This window comes from Faucicola sp. SE7633, assembly GCF_059264685.1.
This window is the reverse complement of record NZ_JCADBW010000008.1, coordinates 27,961-45,250: the sequence shown is the minus strand read 5'-3', so window position 1 is coordinate 45,250 and position 17,290 is coordinate 27,961. Positions and strand designations below refer to the sequence as shown.

Annotated in this window: 14 protein-coding genes; 3 read left to right on the top strand and 11 right to left on the bottom strand. The window is 53.3% G+C overall.

Annotation, left to right across the window (positions count from 1 at the left end):
- Nucleotide 1 precedes the first annotated feature (1 nt).
- Nucleotides 2-811 carry an SPOR domain-containing protein gene (locus AC5L4R_RS04680; RefSeq protein WP_494472907.1) on the bottom strand — a complete coding sequence of 270 codons (810 nt, stop codon included), beginning with the start codon at nt 809-811 and terminating at the stop codon, nt 2-4.
- A gap of 44 nt (nt 812-855) precedes the next feature.
- Complete coding sequence (argS, locus tag AC5L4R_RS04675) at nt 856-2,670, bottom strand: arginine--tRNA ligase (protein WP_494472906.1); 1,815 nt, start codon at nt 2,668-2,670, stop codon at nt 856-858.
- Between the two features lie 243 nt (nt 2,671-2,913).
- Between argS and AC5L4R_RS04670 the strand changes: the two genes are divergently transcribed.
- Nucleotides 2,914-3,132 carry a DUF2788 domain-containing protein gene (locus AC5L4R_RS04670; RefSeq protein ID WP_067057653.1) on the top strand — a complete coding sequence of 73 codons (219 nt, stop codon included), beginning with the start codon at nt 2,914-2,916 and terminating at the stop codon, nt 3,130-3,132.
- Nucleotides 3,133-3,179: 47 nt separating this feature from the next.
- On the opposite strand, the gene cmoB is transcribed toward AC5L4R_RS04670, so the two are convergent.
- The 6 genes from cmoB to AC5L4R_RS04640 all read right to left on the bottom strand — a co-directional run bounded on the left by cmoB (nt 3,180) and on the right by AC5L4R_RS04640 (nt 12,078).
- Nucleotides 3,180-4,238, bottom strand: a complete 1,059-nt coding sequence (cmoB, locus tag AC5L4R_RS04665) for a tRNA 5-methoxyuridine(34)/uridine 5-oxyacetic acid(34) synthase CmoB (protein ID WP_494472905.1) — start codon at nt 4,236-4,238, stop codon at nt 3,180-3,182.
- A gap of 54 nt (nt 4,239-4,292) precedes the next feature.
- Nucleotides 4,293-5,114, bottom strand: a complete 822-nt coding sequence (gene cmoA, locus AC5L4R_RS04660; RefSeq protein ID WP_494472904.1) for a carboxy-S-adenosyl-L-methionine synthase CmoA — start codon at nt 5,112-5,114, stop codon at nt 4,293-4,295.
- 85 nt (nt 5,115-5,199) lie between these two features.
- On the bottom strand, nt 5,200-6,702 hold the full coding sequence (locus AC5L4R_RS04655; protein WP_494472903.1) for an efflux transporter outer membrane subunit: 1,503 nt from the start codon (nt 6,700-6,702) through the stop codon (nt 5,200-5,202).
- A 51-nt stretch (nt 6,703-6,753) separates the two neighbouring features.
- Nucleotides 6,754-7,944 carry an ABC transporter permease gene (locus AC5L4R_RS04650; protein WP_494472902.1) on the bottom strand — a complete coding sequence of 397 codons (1,191 nt, stop codon included), beginning with the start codon at nt 7,942-7,944 and terminating at the stop codon, nt 6,754-6,756.
- A 2-nt stretch (nt 7,945-7,946) separates the two neighbouring features.
- On the bottom strand, nt 7,947-10,835 hold the full coding sequence (rbbA, locus tag AC5L4R_RS04645; RefSeq protein WP_494472901.1) for a ribosome-associated ATPase/putative transporter RbbA: 2,889 nt from the start codon (nt 10,833-10,835) through the stop codon (nt 7,947-7,949).
- A gap of 22 nt (nt 10,836-10,857) precedes the next feature.
- The gene (locus AC5L4R_RS04640) at nt 10,858-12,078 is read right to left on the bottom strand and encodes an HlyD family secretion protein (RefSeq protein WP_494472900.1); all 1,221 of its coding nucleotides are present in this window, start codon (nt 12,076-12,078) and stop codon (nt 10,858-10,860) included.
- Nucleotides 12,079-12,696: 618 nt separating this feature from the next.
- On the opposite strand from AC5L4R_RS04640, the gene msrA reads away from it, so the two are divergent.
- Nucleotides 12,697-13,233 carry a peptide-methionine (S)-S-oxide reductase MsrA gene (gene msrA / locus AC5L4R_RS04635; RefSeq protein ID WP_494472899.1) on the top strand — a complete coding sequence of 179 codons (537 nt, stop codon included), beginning with the start codon at nt 12,697-12,699 and terminating at the stop codon, nt 13,231-13,233.
- 209 nt (nt 13,234-13,442) lie between these two features.
- Nucleotides 13,443-14,837: a lytic murein transglycosylase gene (locus AC5L4R_RS04630; protein ID WP_494472946.1), complete on the top strand. Its 1,395-nt coding sequence runs from the start codon at nt 13,443-13,445 to the stop codon at nt 14,835-14,837.
- Between the two features lie 68 nt (nt 14,838-14,905).
- Here the strand turns inward: AC5L4R_RS04630 and AC5L4R_RS04625 are convergent, their stop codons facing one another.
- The 3 genes from AC5L4R_RS04625 to murI all read right to left on the bottom strand — a co-directional run bounded on the left by AC5L4R_RS04625 (nt 14,906) and on the right by murI (nt 17,150).
- A complete protein-coding gene (locus AC5L4R_RS04625) occupies nt 14,906-15,169 on the bottom strand; it encodes a hypothetical protein (RefSeq protein ID WP_494472898.1) in 264 nt (87 codons plus the stop codon).
- 28 nt (nt 15,170-15,197) lie between these two features.
- Entirely contained in the window at nt 15,198-16,190 is a 993-nt protein-coding gene (locus AC5L4R_RS04620) for a DUF4062 domain-containing protein (RefSeq protein WP_494472897.1), read from the bottom strand.
- A gap of 78 nt (nt 16,191-16,268) precedes the next feature.
- Nucleotides 16,269-17,150 (bottom strand): glutamate racemase, encoded by an 882-nt coding sequence (gene murI, locus AC5L4R_RS04615; RefSeq protein ID WP_494472896.1) that lies wholly within the window; start codon nt 17,148-17,150, stop codon nt 16,269-16,271.
- Nucleotides 17,151-17,290 lie beyond the last annotated feature (140 nt).

The window sequence follows — 17,290 nt, the reverse complement described above, 5'->3', positions numbered from 1 at the left end:
GCTAACGGTGACGCTGCTCAACGATGATGGAGTCAATGCCGTTGTTTTGTAGCTGACGCTGCGCGCGTGCGGCTTGCTCAGCGGTTGGCATGGTGCGTGAGATGACTTGATACAGGGTTTGGTCTTGTGCGTCGCGTTTTTTGACGATTTGGGCATCCACCCCTGCCATGAGCACTTCAACGCGGCGGCGGTCGGCATCGCTGGCATTGTCAAAGCTGTTGATTTGCAAAATGTATGTCGTCGCGCTGGTCAAGTCGCTGTTGGCCGTGTTGGGTGCTGCCGCCGTGCTATCTATTGGCGCGGCTTGCTCGGCGGCAGTGTCTGCCGTGCCGCCCGTGTAATCCAAACCGTTGCGCTCTATCGCGGCCACCGTGGCAGATTGCATCGGGTTGTCGGTTGTGGTAACAGGCGCAGGGGTCGAGGCGCTGCCACTGGCTGGTGTGGGCGCGGTCACCACCGCGTCGGGCTTGGCGGTCGGTGGCAGCCCTGACGCAAGAACGGCTTGGTCGGGGATACCGCTGACTTGTTGCTGACGCAGCAAATCATAAAACTGGTAATCGGTCATTTGCCCATCGGGTGCGCTGGCTGCCGCTTGCGCCACTGTACCAGCAGGCGCAGGTTGGACGCTGTCCGCCTCATGCTTACCCCATGGATTCCACAGATACAACAGCAATACCAACCCAAGCGCCAAGATGACACCGACCAACATCGCTGCCACCAACGACGCGCTGTTGGTCGAGGTGTTGGGAGTCGCGCCGCGTTTGGCTCTTCCCCCAATCGGCGGCAATTTGGACGAGGTTTTTTTGGGCATGGCAAAATCCTTGGGTCAGCTAGGCGCACATATTTTGCAAACGCTTACATGCTGGTTGGCGCAGACAAGCCCAGCAAAATCAAACCGTTTTGGATGACTTGGCGCACCGCTTTGGACAGCCGCAAACGCGCTTGCATGAGGTTTAGCGTAGCGGCGTCGGGCGTGTCGCCGTCTTTGGGCAAAATCCGATTGTCATTGTACCAACCATGAAACGCGCTTGCCAAATCCTTTAGATAGTTGGTTAAAATGTGTGGCTCATACTGTAAGGCCGCGCGGCGCAACGTGGCAGGATAATTTGCCAAACGGTTCATCAGCTCAAGCTCAATCGGCTGAGTCAGCAAGGCTTGGTGGGCTTTGCCTGCCGCGTCATCCACCGTAAGCCCACGCTCCTCTAGCCGCTCAAGCACACGGCAGATGCGCGCATGGGCGTATTGGATGTAGTACACGGCATTGTCTTTGCTTTGCGATTTTGCCAGCTCAAGATCAAAATCCATGTGCTGTTCTGGCTTACGCGCGACATAATAAAACCGCGCCGCGTCATTGCCGACTTCCTCACGCAGCGCACGCAAGGTGACAAATTCGCCCGAACGCGATGACATCTGCACCTGCTCATCGCCGCGCCAAAGGGTGACAAACTGCACCAAAATCACCACCATGCGCGCCGCGTCATAGCCAAGAGCCGATAACGCCGCTTGTACGCGCTTGATATAGCCGTGATGGTCTGCGCCCCACACGTCGATAATGGTGTCAAAGCCGCGCTCAAGCTTGTTGCGGTGATAGGCGATATCTGAGGCAAAATAGGTGTATTGACCATTGGCACGGCGCACCACGCGGTCTTTTTCATCGCCAAAATCGGTTGAGCGAAACCACACGTTGCCATCTTGCTCATACAAATAACCGCGCTTATCAAGCTCATCAAGCGTCGGTGCAATGGCATCTTGCAACGATTTTTCGCTAAACCATGCGTCATAGCGCACGCTAAAGTCTGCCAAATCGTCTTTGATATCAGCCAAGATGCTATTGAGCGCGGCATCATGAAACACCGCATAGCCTTCACCCAGCAACGCTTTGGCATTGCTGATTAAGCCGTCGATGTGCGCTTCTTTGTCGCCTAACACCAGTTGTTTGTCGCCATTGGCAGCCGTGCGAAACACCGCATCCTCGGGCACGTCTTGGCTCAAGGCTTGCCAGTCGATGGCATACGCGTCGCCGTGCTGTTTTTTGATGGTTTTGGCAATCTGGGTGACATAATCACCTTGATAGCCATTGACGGGAAACACCACAGGCGCGTCAAACAGTGCCAAATAGCGCAGCAGCGTACTGGTCGCCAAGATATCCATTTGCCGCCCTGCGTCATTGACGTAGTATTCACGCTGCACTTGGTAGCCCAATGCCTCAAGCAGATTGGCAATGCTCATGCCAAACGCCGCGCCGCGCCCATGGCCAACGTGTAGGCTTGAGGTGGGGTTGGCAGAGACAAACTCGACTTGAACTTTGTGCGCGGCAAACTCATCGCTCGTCCCAAAGTCGCCGCGCTCACGCATGATGTCATCCAGCACGGCAAAATGCGCGTCAGCATCCAAGAAAAAATTGATAAACCCTGCGCCTGCCAGCTCCACACGCGCAATACCTGCCGTTTGCGGCAACGCATCGATGATGGCTTGTGCCAACACGCGCGGCGGCTGCCCTGCGGCTTTGGCGGCAACCAACGCCAAATTACTGGCAAAATCGCCATGCGCGCGGTCTTTGGTGCGGCTGATGGTGCTGCGGTTTTGCCAATCGGCAGGCAAACGTCCATCGGCTTGTAAGGTGGCAACGGCTTGGTCAAGGGCGGATTGAATCAGGCTTGGGTCGGACATGACGCTCTCAAAGTGGTTACAAAGTTAAAGGTTAAACAATCTGCACCTAATATAGCAATTTTTGGCGGTTTTTTCATCTGCTTTGCTGACTGGCCGCGCCCATAAAGACGGCGGCAATTACATTGCTAAAACAAGCGGTGCGCACGTTTTGGCTTATAATACCGTTCGATTTGTCATGACCCGTGGCGCGCTGTCATCGGCAACCGCTGCCAACATTTCGCCCGTATAAAAAAGGTTTACACCATGTTGATGTTGATTTCTAACGAAAAAATCACCGAATTTGGCATGTGGATTGTCGTGCCTGCCTTCATCGCGTTTTTGTTTTTTATCATGTGGGATATCGCCAAAAAATCCCACGCAGGGCGTTCGGGTACGTTTTGGATTTTTTTGGTATTGGGCGCAGGCTGTATCGGTTTTATCATCAAAATGATCATGGAGTGGTATTTTGGGCGCACGCTGTAAGCGGCTTGGGCGTATTGGCATATCACCACGCCAAGTTGCCGCCAGCATCACGGCTTGGTAGCCAGCATCACCGCGCGTTTGGGGCGTGGGTAGCCCTCGATGGTCATACGCATGTCATCGGGATGTAAAAAATCCTTGAGCGAATGAAAGGTCATCCACGCGGTGGCGCGCTGCTCGTCGGTCGTGGTCTCATCGATATCGACGCAGCGCACATTGACAAAGCCTGCTTTTTGTAGCCACAACGTCAAAGCGGCCACCGATGGGATAAAATACACGTTATTCATCTGCGCGTAGCGGTCGCTAGGCACAAGCACGCGCGTGACATCGCCGTCGATGACAAGGGTTTCTAGCACCAGCTCACCGCCTTTGACCAGCTGTGCCTTAAGCTTGGCCAAAAACTCAAACGGCGCGGCGCGATGATACAACACCCCCATGCTAAACACGGTATGAAACAAACCGCTGGCTGGCAATGCCTCAAGCCCAACAGGAATAAAATGCGTGGCAAGCCGCCCATAGCGGTTGCGGTCGGCATCGCCAATAAAATGCCGCAATGCCATAAACTGATGATAAAACAGGCATGACGGGTCAATCACCACCACCGTTGCCGCGCCTGCACCCGTCATGCGCCAGCCGTGATAGCCCGAACCTCCGCCGACATCCAACACGCGCTTGTCGGTCAAATCACCGATATGGGGCGCGACGCGTTGCCATTTATAGTCACTGCGCCATTCGGTGTCGATGAACACCTGCCGCGTGGCATCGCCCTGCGCACCAAGCAAAAACGGCCCTTTGCGCCATGGCATCAGCTGTTTGAGCAGCGCGGTTGTCGCATTGGCCGTGGCGGCTGTCCAGTCGAGTGTCACCGTCACGGCAGGCGCGTTCAAATCCACCGCGCGGTTGTCATCTGGCAACACCGCAGGCAAGCGCGCGATTAACGACGCATAATGCGGCGCGTGGGCATAGCGGCTTTTGTCTTTGATATGCGCAAGCCAACTTGGCAGCCGTGCCAGCCAATCTTGCAGCGCTGGATACGCTGCGCTTAGCTGCAATAGCGTTAGATACAATTCGGTTTCGGCATGGGTAATGCTAGAGGCGGTGGAGCTCATACGACAATGGATTTTTTTATCAATGACCAAACGGTGATGGTTTAAACGCGCTGGCTATTTAAACGCGATGATAGAGGCAAAATTTAAAAACTGAAACCACGTCAGATGCCGCTTAAACCCAACCGCCGCCAGCCGCGCATGATGCATGGGCAAAGTATCGGTTATCAGCACGTTTTCAAGGGCGTTGCGTTTGCCGCTGATTTCCAACTCGCTGTAGCCGTTGGCGCGTTTAAAGTCATAGTACCGCTCAACCTGCCACGCGTCATCTTGCTCATCAAGCAAGTGGGTTTTTTCGGTCACAAGCAAAATCCCACCGTCGGCTAGCGCGTCATAGCACTTTTGTAGCAGCGCGTGGCGTGACTCAGGCGGCAAAAACTGTAGCGTCAAATTAAGCACAATCATATCACACGCCAACAGCGCAACATCGCGCACATCGGCAAGTGTCACCGTGATATCATGCTTGGGATAATGCGCCGTGAGCAAGGCTTGCGCTTGTTGGCACATCGGGGCTGACACGTCAATAGCGTGTATCTCAACATCCGACGGCGCAAAATGGCCTGCCAGCGCAAAGCTCACCGCCCCCAGCGAACAGCCCAAATCATAAATCCGACTGACCTTGTCACCTGCGGCGTTACGCTGGCGAAACGCGCAATGCCGCTGGGCAAAAATCGGCAGCATTGACAGCACTTGCCCATAGCCCGGTACACTGCGCCGAATCATATCGGGAAAGCACGCCACCACTTGCTCATCAAAGCTAAAGCGTGCGTTTTTATCCAGTGGTGTGGTAAAAATGGTATCTTGTGCAGCGTTTGTGGCAAAAGACGGGGCAGAGCGTGAGGCGGCGGTGGTTGCCGCTTGGGTGGCATCATGGGTCATGGCGCGTGAATGTTAAATAAAGTTTGGGTTGGGCAACTGGCAAACTCAGCACACAGCCAACGCTTGGCAGCTTATTTTGCCGCCATTAACGCCAACCACCGCCCAGCGCGTTGTACAAGGCAACTAAGTTCAGCGCTTGCCCAAGTTCATTTTGAATCAGGCTTTGCTCATACTCTTGTGCGGTAATGCGTGCCTTTGGCATACTATCAAAGGTTTGCCGCCCGTAATTATACAGCTTTTTGGCGTGGCTGGCTTGTAATTCGGCAGCTTGTACGCCTGTTTGCAAATCCGTGTGCTGACGGCGCAGCGCGGCATCCAGCTGGGCGCTGTTATCCACTTCTGCCAAAGCATTGAGCAAGGTTTTGTCATACTCTGCCATTGCAGCTTGCACACGCGCGTCAGCAGCTGCAATGTTCAGCTTGATACGCCCGTTGGTAAATAGTGGTACCGATACCGTGGCATTGACCAGCCCAACGGTCGCGCCCGTGCTGCTCAAGCCGTTGTCGCTGATCGACAGCCCGCCTGTGACAGCACCAAAGTCTAACCCAAAACGCGGGTAGCGGTCAGCCACCGCACTGCCGTGTTTGGCGGCCAGCGCATTGACTTGCGCCTGTTTGGCGCGGATATCGGGGCGGCGGGTCAGTAAATCGCTGGGATAATAGCCGCGTGGCGCGTTTGGTAGCCGCTTAAATACATTATCACGGCTGACGGGGATGTCAAACGTTTGCGGTGTTTTACCACTTAATACGGCGATTTGGCGGATGTTGGCCTGGCGCTCGGCTGCCAAATTGGCTTGTTTGGCGCGGATGCCTTGCAGCTTGACTTCCACGTCATCAATGTCATAGCGCGTGCCTTGCCCCAAGTCAAACCGCGCCTTGGCATAGCGGCGCAAATCCACCAATGCTGCCTCGGTCCGCTTGAGCACTGCCGCTTGCCGCTCTTTGCTACGCGCTTCAAAGTACGCCTGCGCAATCTTTGCCGACACCAACATCTGCGCGGCGTGATTTTTTTCTGCGGTGGCAAGATAAGCATAGCCTGCGGCATCGGCATCGCTTTGTTTTTTACCAAAAAAATCAGGCTCCCAACTGGCCAACACGCCCAAATGGTAGCTGTGTCCATCAACGTCGATGTTGGTATCGCCCCAATCACCGCCAAGCATACCCAACGGACGGCGCACGTTGGATGGCAGCGGATTATCAACGCTGCCTGTTGCCGCGGTTGCCCCACCCGACGCACCCACCATCAGCCCTTTATCCGCATTGGCAAGACGCGCAATGGCGCGCGCCTCATCAATCCGTGCATTGGCTTGGCGAACATCGGGCGCGTGCTGTAAACCATCCTCAATCAGCCGCGACAACACAGGGTCACGAAACTGCTGCCACCACGCACGGATATCGCTTTGCTCACCCATCGGCAGCACATAGTCAAATGTTTGCGGAAAAGTGACTTGCGATTGTGACTTGACAGGCGTGTTTTGACAGCCACTGATAAGCCCTGCCATCAGCGTACTGGCTAGCACCACGCCCGTCAATGCGCGGCACGGCAGGTGGCTTATTACTGGGTTTGGGATTGGGCGCGAACGGGTCATGATCATTGTCCAAAATAATTCACTATACGGCTACCAACGGGCAAAAAACCGTTAGCCTTGTTTATCCAACATACTGCGAAAACGGCGCAAGGCAAAAAACATAAAAATCAGCCCTGCAACGGTCATCTCAACCAAATAATGCCCAACGATGTGTAAATCGGCATTGCGAAACAGCACCGCATGGCTAAACAGCGCGTATTGGGTGACGGGTGAAAACTGCGAAATACTTTGCACCCACACAGGCATACTCTCAAACGGCGCATCACCGCCTGATATCAGCCGCAAAATCACATACACGGGCAGCGACAACAAGCCAAATTGCGGCAGCGTCGGCGCAAGCGTGGCAAACATAATCCCCATGGCCGAGGCAGAAAACAAAAACACCAACGTGCCAAGCATATATAAAGCAATCGAGCCATTAATCTGCACGCCCAACCAGCCTTGCACGACAAATATCAACGACAGCAATGCCGCACTGGCGATCACCACGCCGTTGCTGATGATTTTTGCCAGTGCAATTTGGTTGGCCGTCACAGGCATAACCAACAAATGCTCAATCGTGCCGCGTTCTTTTTCACGAATAATGGCCGCACCAACCAGCATCATCGCCAGCAAAAACACAAAGCCGACGATATTGGTCACCGCAAAAAACCAATGGCTGGCGGTGTTGGGGTTAAACCACACACTGGTTTGGATTTTGACAGGCAGGCGCTCAAGTGGGCTGTCTTTTTTTAGATAATTGTAGGCTTCTTGGTTAAAAATCTCTTGGATATACACCATGCCCACGCCTGCTTGTGACACCGCCGTCGCGTCGGCAGATAACTGCACGCTCGGGTGCTTGCCTGTGCGCGCGTCTTTTTCAAAATCCTCAGGAAACTCCAAACCAAAAATATATTCGCCTTTATCAAAGCCATCACTTAGGGTCTGGCTATCGGCAACCTCAATCGGCGGCTGAAAACTTGGCGGCTGCAATGTCGAAATCAAATAGCGACTCATCGGCGATCGGTCATGATTTACCACCGCCACGGTGGCGTTATTGACCTCGGTGGTAATCCCCGTTGAGATGGTATAAATCGACACCGTGAACAAAAACGCGATAATCAACAACACCATCGGATCACTAAACAGCGTTTGAAACTCCTTGCTGGTCAAGGTCATGACGTTTTTGAGCCCTTGCCACGCACCAGGCGGCACGCGCTTGGGCGCGGCAGGCACAGGTTTGGACAAATCAGCGCGCTGCATACTCATTGCTCCTGTTTTTGCAAACACAGACTGGCAAGCACAACATACACCACCCCAAAGCCAAGGATTATCAAATAATTTCGCGCAAAGTTTTGTATCCCCAAACCCTTAGCAATCGCGCCAAGGCTGATTTGCTGAAAATAGGCGGCAGGAAACGCCTCACCCACAAATCGGCTAACGCCTGTGATGGATGATAACGGATACAAAAAGCCTGAAAAATTCAGCGCAGGAATCATTGCCGCCACCGCGGTGGCAAACACCGCTGACACCTGTGTTTTCATCATCGATGAAATCCACAGCCCAAACGCCGTTGCCGCGCACACCAGCAGCAGCGCGCCCACCGTCAGCCCAACAAACGAACCCTTGACAGGCACGCCAATGACAACAATCGCAATCCACACCAACACAAAATAACTGGCAAATGCCGTCAAAATATACGGAATCTGCTTGCCAACCAAAAATTGCGTCGTTGAAGCAGGCGATGTGTATAAATTGGTGATTGAGCCCAGCTCTTTTTCACGCACCACACCAAGCGCGGTCATCATCGCAGGAATCAAAATCAACGCCAACATCAACGTACCAGGGATAATGGCATAAATACTGGCAAAACCTTGGTTATACAAAAACCGCGGCTCAATCACGATGGCAGGGCGTGAGTCAATCGGCAAGCCTGATTGGCGCACCTTATCACGCGCATACGTCAGCAAAATCCCCGTGACATAGCCTTTGATGTTCTCAGCGATAAATGGCGCACTGCCATCGATATAAAAGTTAATCTCGGGGCGGTCAAACTGCTTCATATCTGCCGCAAACTGGCTGGGAATTTCCAAAACCAGCTTGGCGTCACCGCTTTTGAGGCGTGTTTGCACCTGTTCACTCGATTGCAAACGCTCAACGCCCGAAAAATACGGCGAACCATCAAAATATTCAATCAGCTCACGGCTTTCGGTGGATTGGTCATAATCAATGACCGCCATGTTCAGGTGGTTGATGTCAAACGACACCGCATATGCCACTGTCAGCATAATCACCACAGGGCCGATCAAGGCAAACGACAGCCGAATTTTATCGCGGCGCAGCTCTTTGCCCTCACGGTTGGCAAATGCCCACATCAATGCCAGCCATGCCCACAGACCTTGACGCCGTTTGAGCGGTTTTTTGTTGGGTTGCTCGCGATTTTCGCTTGCGGCGGCGGTTTGCGACTTGGCGGCATCAGCTGGCGGTGAGTTGGCGGCAGCCGCTTGCGCGTTTTGTTTGGTGTTTTTGCCATCGTCGGAGGCATCAACCAAATACGCGATAAACGCTTCTTCAAACGTATCAGCACCTTTTTGGGCTTGTAGATCGCGCGGTTTGCCCACGGCCAACACATTGCCTTGATGCATCAGCGAGATACGGTCACAACGTAGCGCCTCACTCATAAAATGGGTGGAAACAAAAATCGTAATGCGCTGCTCACGCGACAATGCGACGAGTTTTTTCCAAAACATATCGCGCGCGGCAGGATCAACGCCCGATGTCGGCTCATCCAAAATCAGCACCTTGGGCTGGTGCAAACACGCCGCCGCCAGTTGCAAACGCTGACGTATGCCAAGCGGCAAATCGGCAGGCAGTTTGTCGGCCACATCGGCCAAGTCAAACGCGGCAAGGCTCTGTTCGATATAGCGTGTCTGCTCGTTTTCGGGGATGCGGTATAGCCGCGCGTGTAGCTTGAGGTTGCCGCGGACGGACAGCTCTTCATACAATGAAAATGCCTGCGACATGTAGCCGACTTTGAGGCGGTTTTCCATGCTGCCACCTGTCACAGGCTCGCCAAGCAAATACGCCGTGCCCTCACTGACATCAAGCAGCCCCGTCAGCATTTTCATGGTGGTGGATTTGCCACAACCGTTTGACCCCAAAAAGCCAAAAATCTCGCCTTGGGCAATGCTAAAGCTGACGTGATTGACCGCGACAAAATCACCAAAACGTTTGGTCAAGCCCTCTGCCTCAATGGCAGGCGGTAAACTTGGGTCAGGCTCAAACGGTGGCACGCTAAAGCTGTTGTCACCGCGTTTGTTTTCGGGCAAGAGCCTGTTGTAGGCCTCCTCAAGGTTGGGTCGCCCTTCAGCGTCTAGTGGCTGGCTGGCGTACTGCTTGACGACGTTTTCGGTGGTGTCGCTGATGAGGATTTCGCCATCGTTCATGGCAATGGTGTAGGCAAATTGTGACGCTTCATCAATATAAGCGGTTGATACCATCACCGTCATGTTGGGGTTTTCGCCGCGCAATGTATTGACCAATGTCCAAAACTGCTGGCGCGACAACGGATCTACCCCTGTGGTGGGCTCATCCAAAATCAACAAATCAGGGTCATGCACCAGCGCACAGCACAAGCTAAGTTTTTGCTTCATCCCACCCGACAGCTTGCCTGCAGGGCGGTCTTTGAATTTTAGCAAATCGGTGGCGGCCAGCAAACGCTCAATGCGTGCTTGGCGCGCGGTTTTGTCAATGCTAAACAGGCGCGCGTGAAAATCGATGTTTTCCATCACCGACAGCGTTGGGTAGAGGTTATGCCCAAGCCCTTGCGGCATAAAGGCGACTTTGTTGAGCAGTTGCTCACGGTCGCGCTTGTTGCCCATGTCCTTGCCAAGGACTTGGACGGTGCCTGTCTGGATTTTTTTCATGCCAGCAATCAGGCTCATCAAGGTCGATTTGCCCACGCCATCAGGCCCAACAAGACCGATGGTGGTGGCAGCAGGCACGGTGACGCTGATATCTTTGAGCGCTTCGGTTTGTTTGCCATAGCGGTGTGAGACGTTTTGTACCACCACCGCTGCTGGTAGGTTATCCGACTGAGGGACACAAAAATCAGCCGCCGCTTGTCGCGTGTTAAAAGGTTGTAGCCGTTTCATCGCCATCTGCTCCTTAAGGCCGTTAGTCGGCAGCTGAAGCGGTAGCAGGCGTTGGGTTGGCGGTTTGGCTGGGTGTGGGCTGCGCGTTGGATGGGTAGTTTGGCAGTTTAACCGCCAAATCTTCTTGCCAGTTGGCAGCAGGGTCAAGCTGAACATAGCCTTGGGCAGTCATGCCGCCTTTGAGCAGATTTTGATAACGTTTGGCAATTTGGGGATCTAAGCTTAGCTTGACGCGGTACATCATTTTTTCGCGCTCGTTTTTGGTTTCGACCGACTTGGGCGTAAACTGCGATTGGTTGGCGACAAAGCTGACTTTGGCAGGAAAAACGGCGTTGATACCGTCCAACACAATCCGCGCAGGGCTGCCAATTTGCACTTGACTGCTGCTGTCGGTTGGCAAAAAGATTTCTAAATACACATCGCTTGGATCGACCAGCGTGACAACCTTGCTGCCTGCGGCAATGACGTTGCCGACCTCGGCAATGCGGTATTCAACCCGTCCAGCCTGTGGCGCGCGTACGTACAAATCAGACTGGATGGATTTAACACGGTTGATTTGTGATTGGGCTTGGTCGATACCTGCTTGCGCTTCTGCCATGGCGGCTTTGGCTTCTTCAACGCCTGCCCGCGCCTCATCAATGCTAGCTTGTGCTTCTGTTGAGCCCGCCGATGCTTGGTTTTTGGCGGCTTGCGCGGCGAGCACTTCAGCTTTGGCGGCTTCATAGGCTTGTTGGCGTTGCTGCAATTCTGCCACCGATACCAAGTCATCTTTGCGCAAGGCAATGGTGTTGTTGAGGTTGTCTTTAGCGATTTGTAGCTGCGCTTGTTTGGCGGCAATGACGGCACCGGCTTGGCTGACGCCGCCTTGGGTGCGCGCAAAGCCACCTTCGGCGCGTTTTTGTGTGCTCATCGCCCGACGAATAGCCCCTTGTGCGCGTGACTTGGCAGCCTCAGCTTGGGCTTTGGCAGCTTGTGCTGCCTGTAACTGGGTGTCTAGCTCATCGGATGACAGCGTGACCAACGGCGTGCCTTGCTCGACTGCATCGCCTTCATGAACCAGCACTTGGCTGACTCGGCCTGCGCGTAAGCTTGCGACATCGATTTTTTGCAGCTGTAAACGCCCGTTTGATGACGCAAAACCCGTTGGCGTTGCGTCTTGGGTGCGCTGGCGGTTCATGTAGATAGCCAGCGCTGCCAACGCCAGTAGGGCGACAATCAGCACCACATAAGATGATTTTTTCATAACTGACACCACAGCCTGCCGAACGCGCATTAATCACTGACTAAACCTACGTTTTGGTGACACTGCCCGCGGTCTTCGGCACGCCTTATTTTTATGCCCATGTTTATACCCCAACCGCGCCTGCTGTCACGGCCAAGGTTACCCAACTTTCGTTTGAAATTTTTATTTGTATTTGCCCAGTTATGCGCAAAGCTTTTTTATTTAAAGCCTTGTTTTGGCAAAACTTTTGTCTTGCTTGGTATCTTAAGACAACTTAAGACTTAAAATTTTTCTTAATCATGATTATACCAACAAAACCTTATTTGTATAGTGGAATAAACCATTTATTTGTAGTCGATGTGATGATAGCGCCAATATCACCCCTCTGTATCGCCCAGCCGTGGCTTTATGGTTCAGAGGTTTTAATAAAAACAAAAAAATTAACAAAATCACACAATATGCTTGCGGCAATGCTGACGGGCGCGGCTGACAAATTGCCGTGTGCTGGCACAAAAATCGGCTAGGCTAGCTGCCATCACGGACCATGAGCCAACGTGACACCCCCTTTAAAATCAGCTGCATAGTCCCCATTTATCCAGCGTTATAGACGGTTACATAACGGATTTATAAGGAACAATCATGCAAACCATTATTTTAGGTGGCGGCTGTTTTTGGTGCACCGAGTCGGTGTTTCGCCATGTCAAAGGCGTGACGCAAGTCACCTCAGGCTACATGGGCGGCGATGCGGCAACCGCCAACTACCGCGCGGTGTGCGGCGGCGATACAGGGCATATCGAGGTTATCGCGGTCGAATTTGATGACAGCGTCATCGGGCTTGAGACGATATTGGATATCTTTTTTGTCACCCATGACCCAACCACGCAAGACCGCCAAGGCAATGACGTGGGGCGGCAGTACGCGTCAGTGATTTTTTATACCGATGAGGCGGCACAAAAACCAACCATTGACCGCGTGATTGGGCAACTGCGCGATGAGATGGGCATTCGTGTGGTCACAGAGGTGCACCCTGCGCAAGAATTTCATATTGCCGAGGACTACCACCAAGACTACTACGCCAAAAACCCCAGCCAAAGCTACTGTAACTTTGTCATTCCGCCCAAACTTGCCAAGCTCAAGCAGTATTTTAGCGGCTTTGTGGTCGAACGCAGCCAATAACCCATGCAGGGATGGCGGCTTGTCATCTGGTCACGGCTTGTAAGCTTGTAATAGGCACCGTCTGTGTTAAGATAGGTGCTTATTTTTTGCATGATATTTTGTGCCCTATAAATTTTTTACCCGATTAAATAAAAGGTTTGACCATGACAACGCCTGTGTACCAACACGCACGATGCGCAAAAAAATCCCTCAAATTTGGCTTAAGCGGTATGGTTTTAGGCTTGGTCAGCGCGTCGGCGTTTGCCGCACCTGAGCCGCCGTATTTGGACAACGGTGAGTTTCAACAATGCTTAAATAAGCTCAAAAATTCATCGGGGTTTGCAGCTGTGTTGCCAAGTACGTTTGAGCGTTATCGCCCAAGCGCGCCTGACCCCAGTGTGGTGGTATCGCTGAATTATCAGCCTGAGTTTGACAAAAAAGTCTGGGATTATCTGTCGGGGTTGGTTGATGATGAACGCGCGCAAGACGGTGTTGCCGCCAAGCAACGTCTAATGCCGACCTTGCGCCAAATCGAGCAACGCTATGGCGTGGATGCCAACCACGTGCTTGGCGTGTGGGGGGTGGAGTCAAACTTTGGCAAAACCTTGGGCAAAAAGGACTTGATTGAATCATTGGCAACGTTGTCATGTTTTGACCGTCGGCAAAGTTATTTTCGCACCGAATACGCCAACGCGCTAAAAATCCTGCAGCAAGGTGACATCCGCCGCGAAGACTTAAAAGGTTCATGGGCAGGCGCGTTTGGGCAAACCCAGTTTATGCCCTCAACGTTTTTGCGCTTGGCACAAGACTTTGACGGTGATGGGCGCAAAGATTTGGTCAATAGCGAAGCCGACGCGCTTGCCTCGACCGCCAACTTTTTGGCAAAATCAGGCTATCGCACGGGTGAGCCGTGGGGCTATGAAGTCAAATTGCCGTCAGGCTACTGGGCAAACAGCAATCGCAAAGATAAAAAACCGATAAGCTACTGGCGCGGCCAAGGCTTGACGTTGCCCGATGGCCGCCCACTGCCCAGTGACCTAGACAGCGCGGGGCTGCTGTTGCCTGCTGGGGTTGAAGGGCCGGCGTTTTTGGTCGGCAAAAACTTTGACACGTTTTATAGCTACAATGCGTCAGAGAACTATGCGCTTGCCATCGCACACTTGTCAGATATGATTCGACAAAATCGCACCAGCAATGTCGGCTTTGCCACGCCATGGCCGACCGACGATCCTGGTATCAGCCGCCGACAAGCGCGTGAAATTCAGCAAGCTTTGCTCAATTTGGGCTATGACATCGGCAACGCGGACGGCATTATTGGTGATAAGACACGCTATGCCATCCAAGACTACCAACGCAAACAAGGTGTGAATCCCGACGGGCGCGCAGGCATGAAGCTGTATCGCCAGTTGGTTGGACAAAACGGACAATCGGGTGCATTTGTCAGGCAACCAACCAACCAACCTAGCCAGTACCGCCAACCTACCACATACAACCAACCAAACGGCTACCGCATCGTCCAACCTGTCGTCGTCGCGCCAGTGGTCAGCGCGCCTAACAACAATCGCCCTGTTATTATGCGTCGCGTTGATACTGGTAATGGCGTGGTTTTGGTACCGTCGCGCTAAGCGTTTGTGACGCTTGCCCATCAAAAAACCTCAAGCCATCGCGGTTTGAGGTTTTTTTGTCAGAAGCCTTAGACAATCGGTGGTGGGGTGGGCTCTTTGCCATCATCCATTTGGATTTTTTTGGTTTCACCCGAAGCATTGCTGCCCCAGTCGTCGTCTTCGTCATCGTCCCATTTTTTGAAGTTTTCACTGGGGTTGATGCCGCGCCGTTTCATATCAGCGACTTGTTCTTCAAGTGTGCGAAACTGACGCGCCTCGTGCATGCTATCTTCAAGTTCGCTGATTTCGCGGTTGAGTTCAGCACGGTCTGGCGGATTGGTTGGATTAGCCATGTAACATACTCCTTAAAAAATTTTTAGCCTAATAATCGTTGAGCAGGGTCATATTGCGATTGAGCTGCCACAGCTCGCGCGTGCTGCGCGCGTCTTTGTGGGGCAAAATCCAACCGCTATCAATGAGCTGCTGTTTAATCCATTGTAAATCTAAGCTGTTGATTTGGCAACGTGACACCGCGTGCGCGTCGGGCATGGTGCGCTCCACCACCGCCAGCGCAGGGGCTTTGAGCAAATCATTAAACGCGCGTTGCAGCATGTCGGTGCTAAATGGCACGGGCAATAGCGCAATCATATCCAACATCTCGCCCCAACTAAGCAGATGCGTCGCGGTAATATCGTGCAGATTGCCGTGCTGATAAGCATGCGCCGAATAATTGACCAATACGGTGTCATCAAGCACCAAATGCAGCTTTGGTCTAGCCGCCGTGGCAGGTGGCGCGGCAGGCGGCACGTTCTCATTGGTGCGGTCGCGCTTGCTCCATGGCGTACGAAATAACGGTGACACCGCTGCCATTGACGCGCTATCAGGCGGCGCAAGCACACTATCAGCGCTAAAGGTAACTGGATGCGGCGTGTGCTGCTCAACCAACGCTGTGACCAGACGCAAACACGCCTCGATCGCCTGCTCAACATCGTGATACAACACGGTGCGTTCGTACTGTTCTTTTTGCACTTGGTTGGCTAAGTCCAGCCGCTGACGTGACACGGTGGACAGTGACGCGGCACTGCGCAAAAGCGCCACCACAGGCGATGGCTTGTTGCGCGCGTACAGATAGTTTAGGTGTAAATAGCTGATACCCATGGGGCTTAGCGTGCCATAATCCCCACCCAGCACAAACAGCACCGCGTCACTGGCATCGATTTGCCGACGGCTAAAGGCGTTGGCGTTTTCGGGGCTGCCAATCAAATCCCACGTCACGTTATACAAAGGGGTCAGCGCGTCTTGCAGCGCGTTTTCAAGCGCAGGCTGCTCGTTACGCACCAAACACACATGGATATGATAAGGTCGGCTGGTCACCTAAATTCTCGCTTGTTTTGTACTTTTAGCTTATTTTCATCAACACACAAACGGCACAAACCACACCGCGGCACACAATCATGCCGTCAAATCGCTGTGTCCAAACGCAACCGCACGCGGCGGCAAGTACTGCATAAGCAAGCGTGTCGCCACCGTTTGAGTTTGGGCAACATCGCCCGTGACACATAGCGTCAGCGCAGGCAAATCCGTCTGTAAGCGGCGCAAATCTGCCGTTTGCAGCAACGACGCAACCCGCCGAGCAATCGCGCCGCCTGAATCTATCAGCGTCAAGCGCGCGTCTGTGGCCGCAATCTGGGCGCGCAAATAATCGGCAAAAAACGGATAATGCGTACAGCCCAATACCAAATAATCCACCGCCTGCGCAATCAGCGTATCAAGCAAATGTGCCAGCTCACCCACCGCCACATGTCCGCTTGGCATGCCTGCTTCTACCCACGGCACCAAACTGGCTAGGCTGTATTTACCCACCGTCACCCCATGCGGTGCCGCAACTTGCGCAATCACGGTATTAAGCAATGCGCCATTGAGCGTGGCAGGCGTGGCAAGCACGGCAATGTGGCGCGTTTGGCTTGCCAGCACCGCAGGCTTGATGGCAGGCACTAACCCCACGATGGGTATATGGGCAAACGCTTGGCGCACCGCCTGCAGCCCATACGCCGACGCGCTGTTGCAGGCAATCACCACCAGTTTGCAGCCTTTTGCTACCAGCCAACGCACCGCGTTGATTGTCAAACGCTCGATATCCGCCGCGCTGCGCCCACCATACGGCACATGCAGCGTGTCTGCCAAATACAAGTAACGCTCATGCGGCAAGGCTTGCATGATGTGCGCCAGTACCGACAGCCCACCGACACCCGAATCAAACACCCCAATCGGCGCATTGGCAGGATTGGCACACGGCTGATTGACGGGATAAAACACTGGCTGGGATGGGCACATGCCGTCACGCACTTTAATTTAAACGATTTACCACAGACTTAAAACACACGCTTAGGGCGCATTGCCCCAATAGCCAATTATCTTAGCGCAAAAACTGGGCTAAAACCATGAATTTTTGCCCAAACGGTATCAATGTTGGA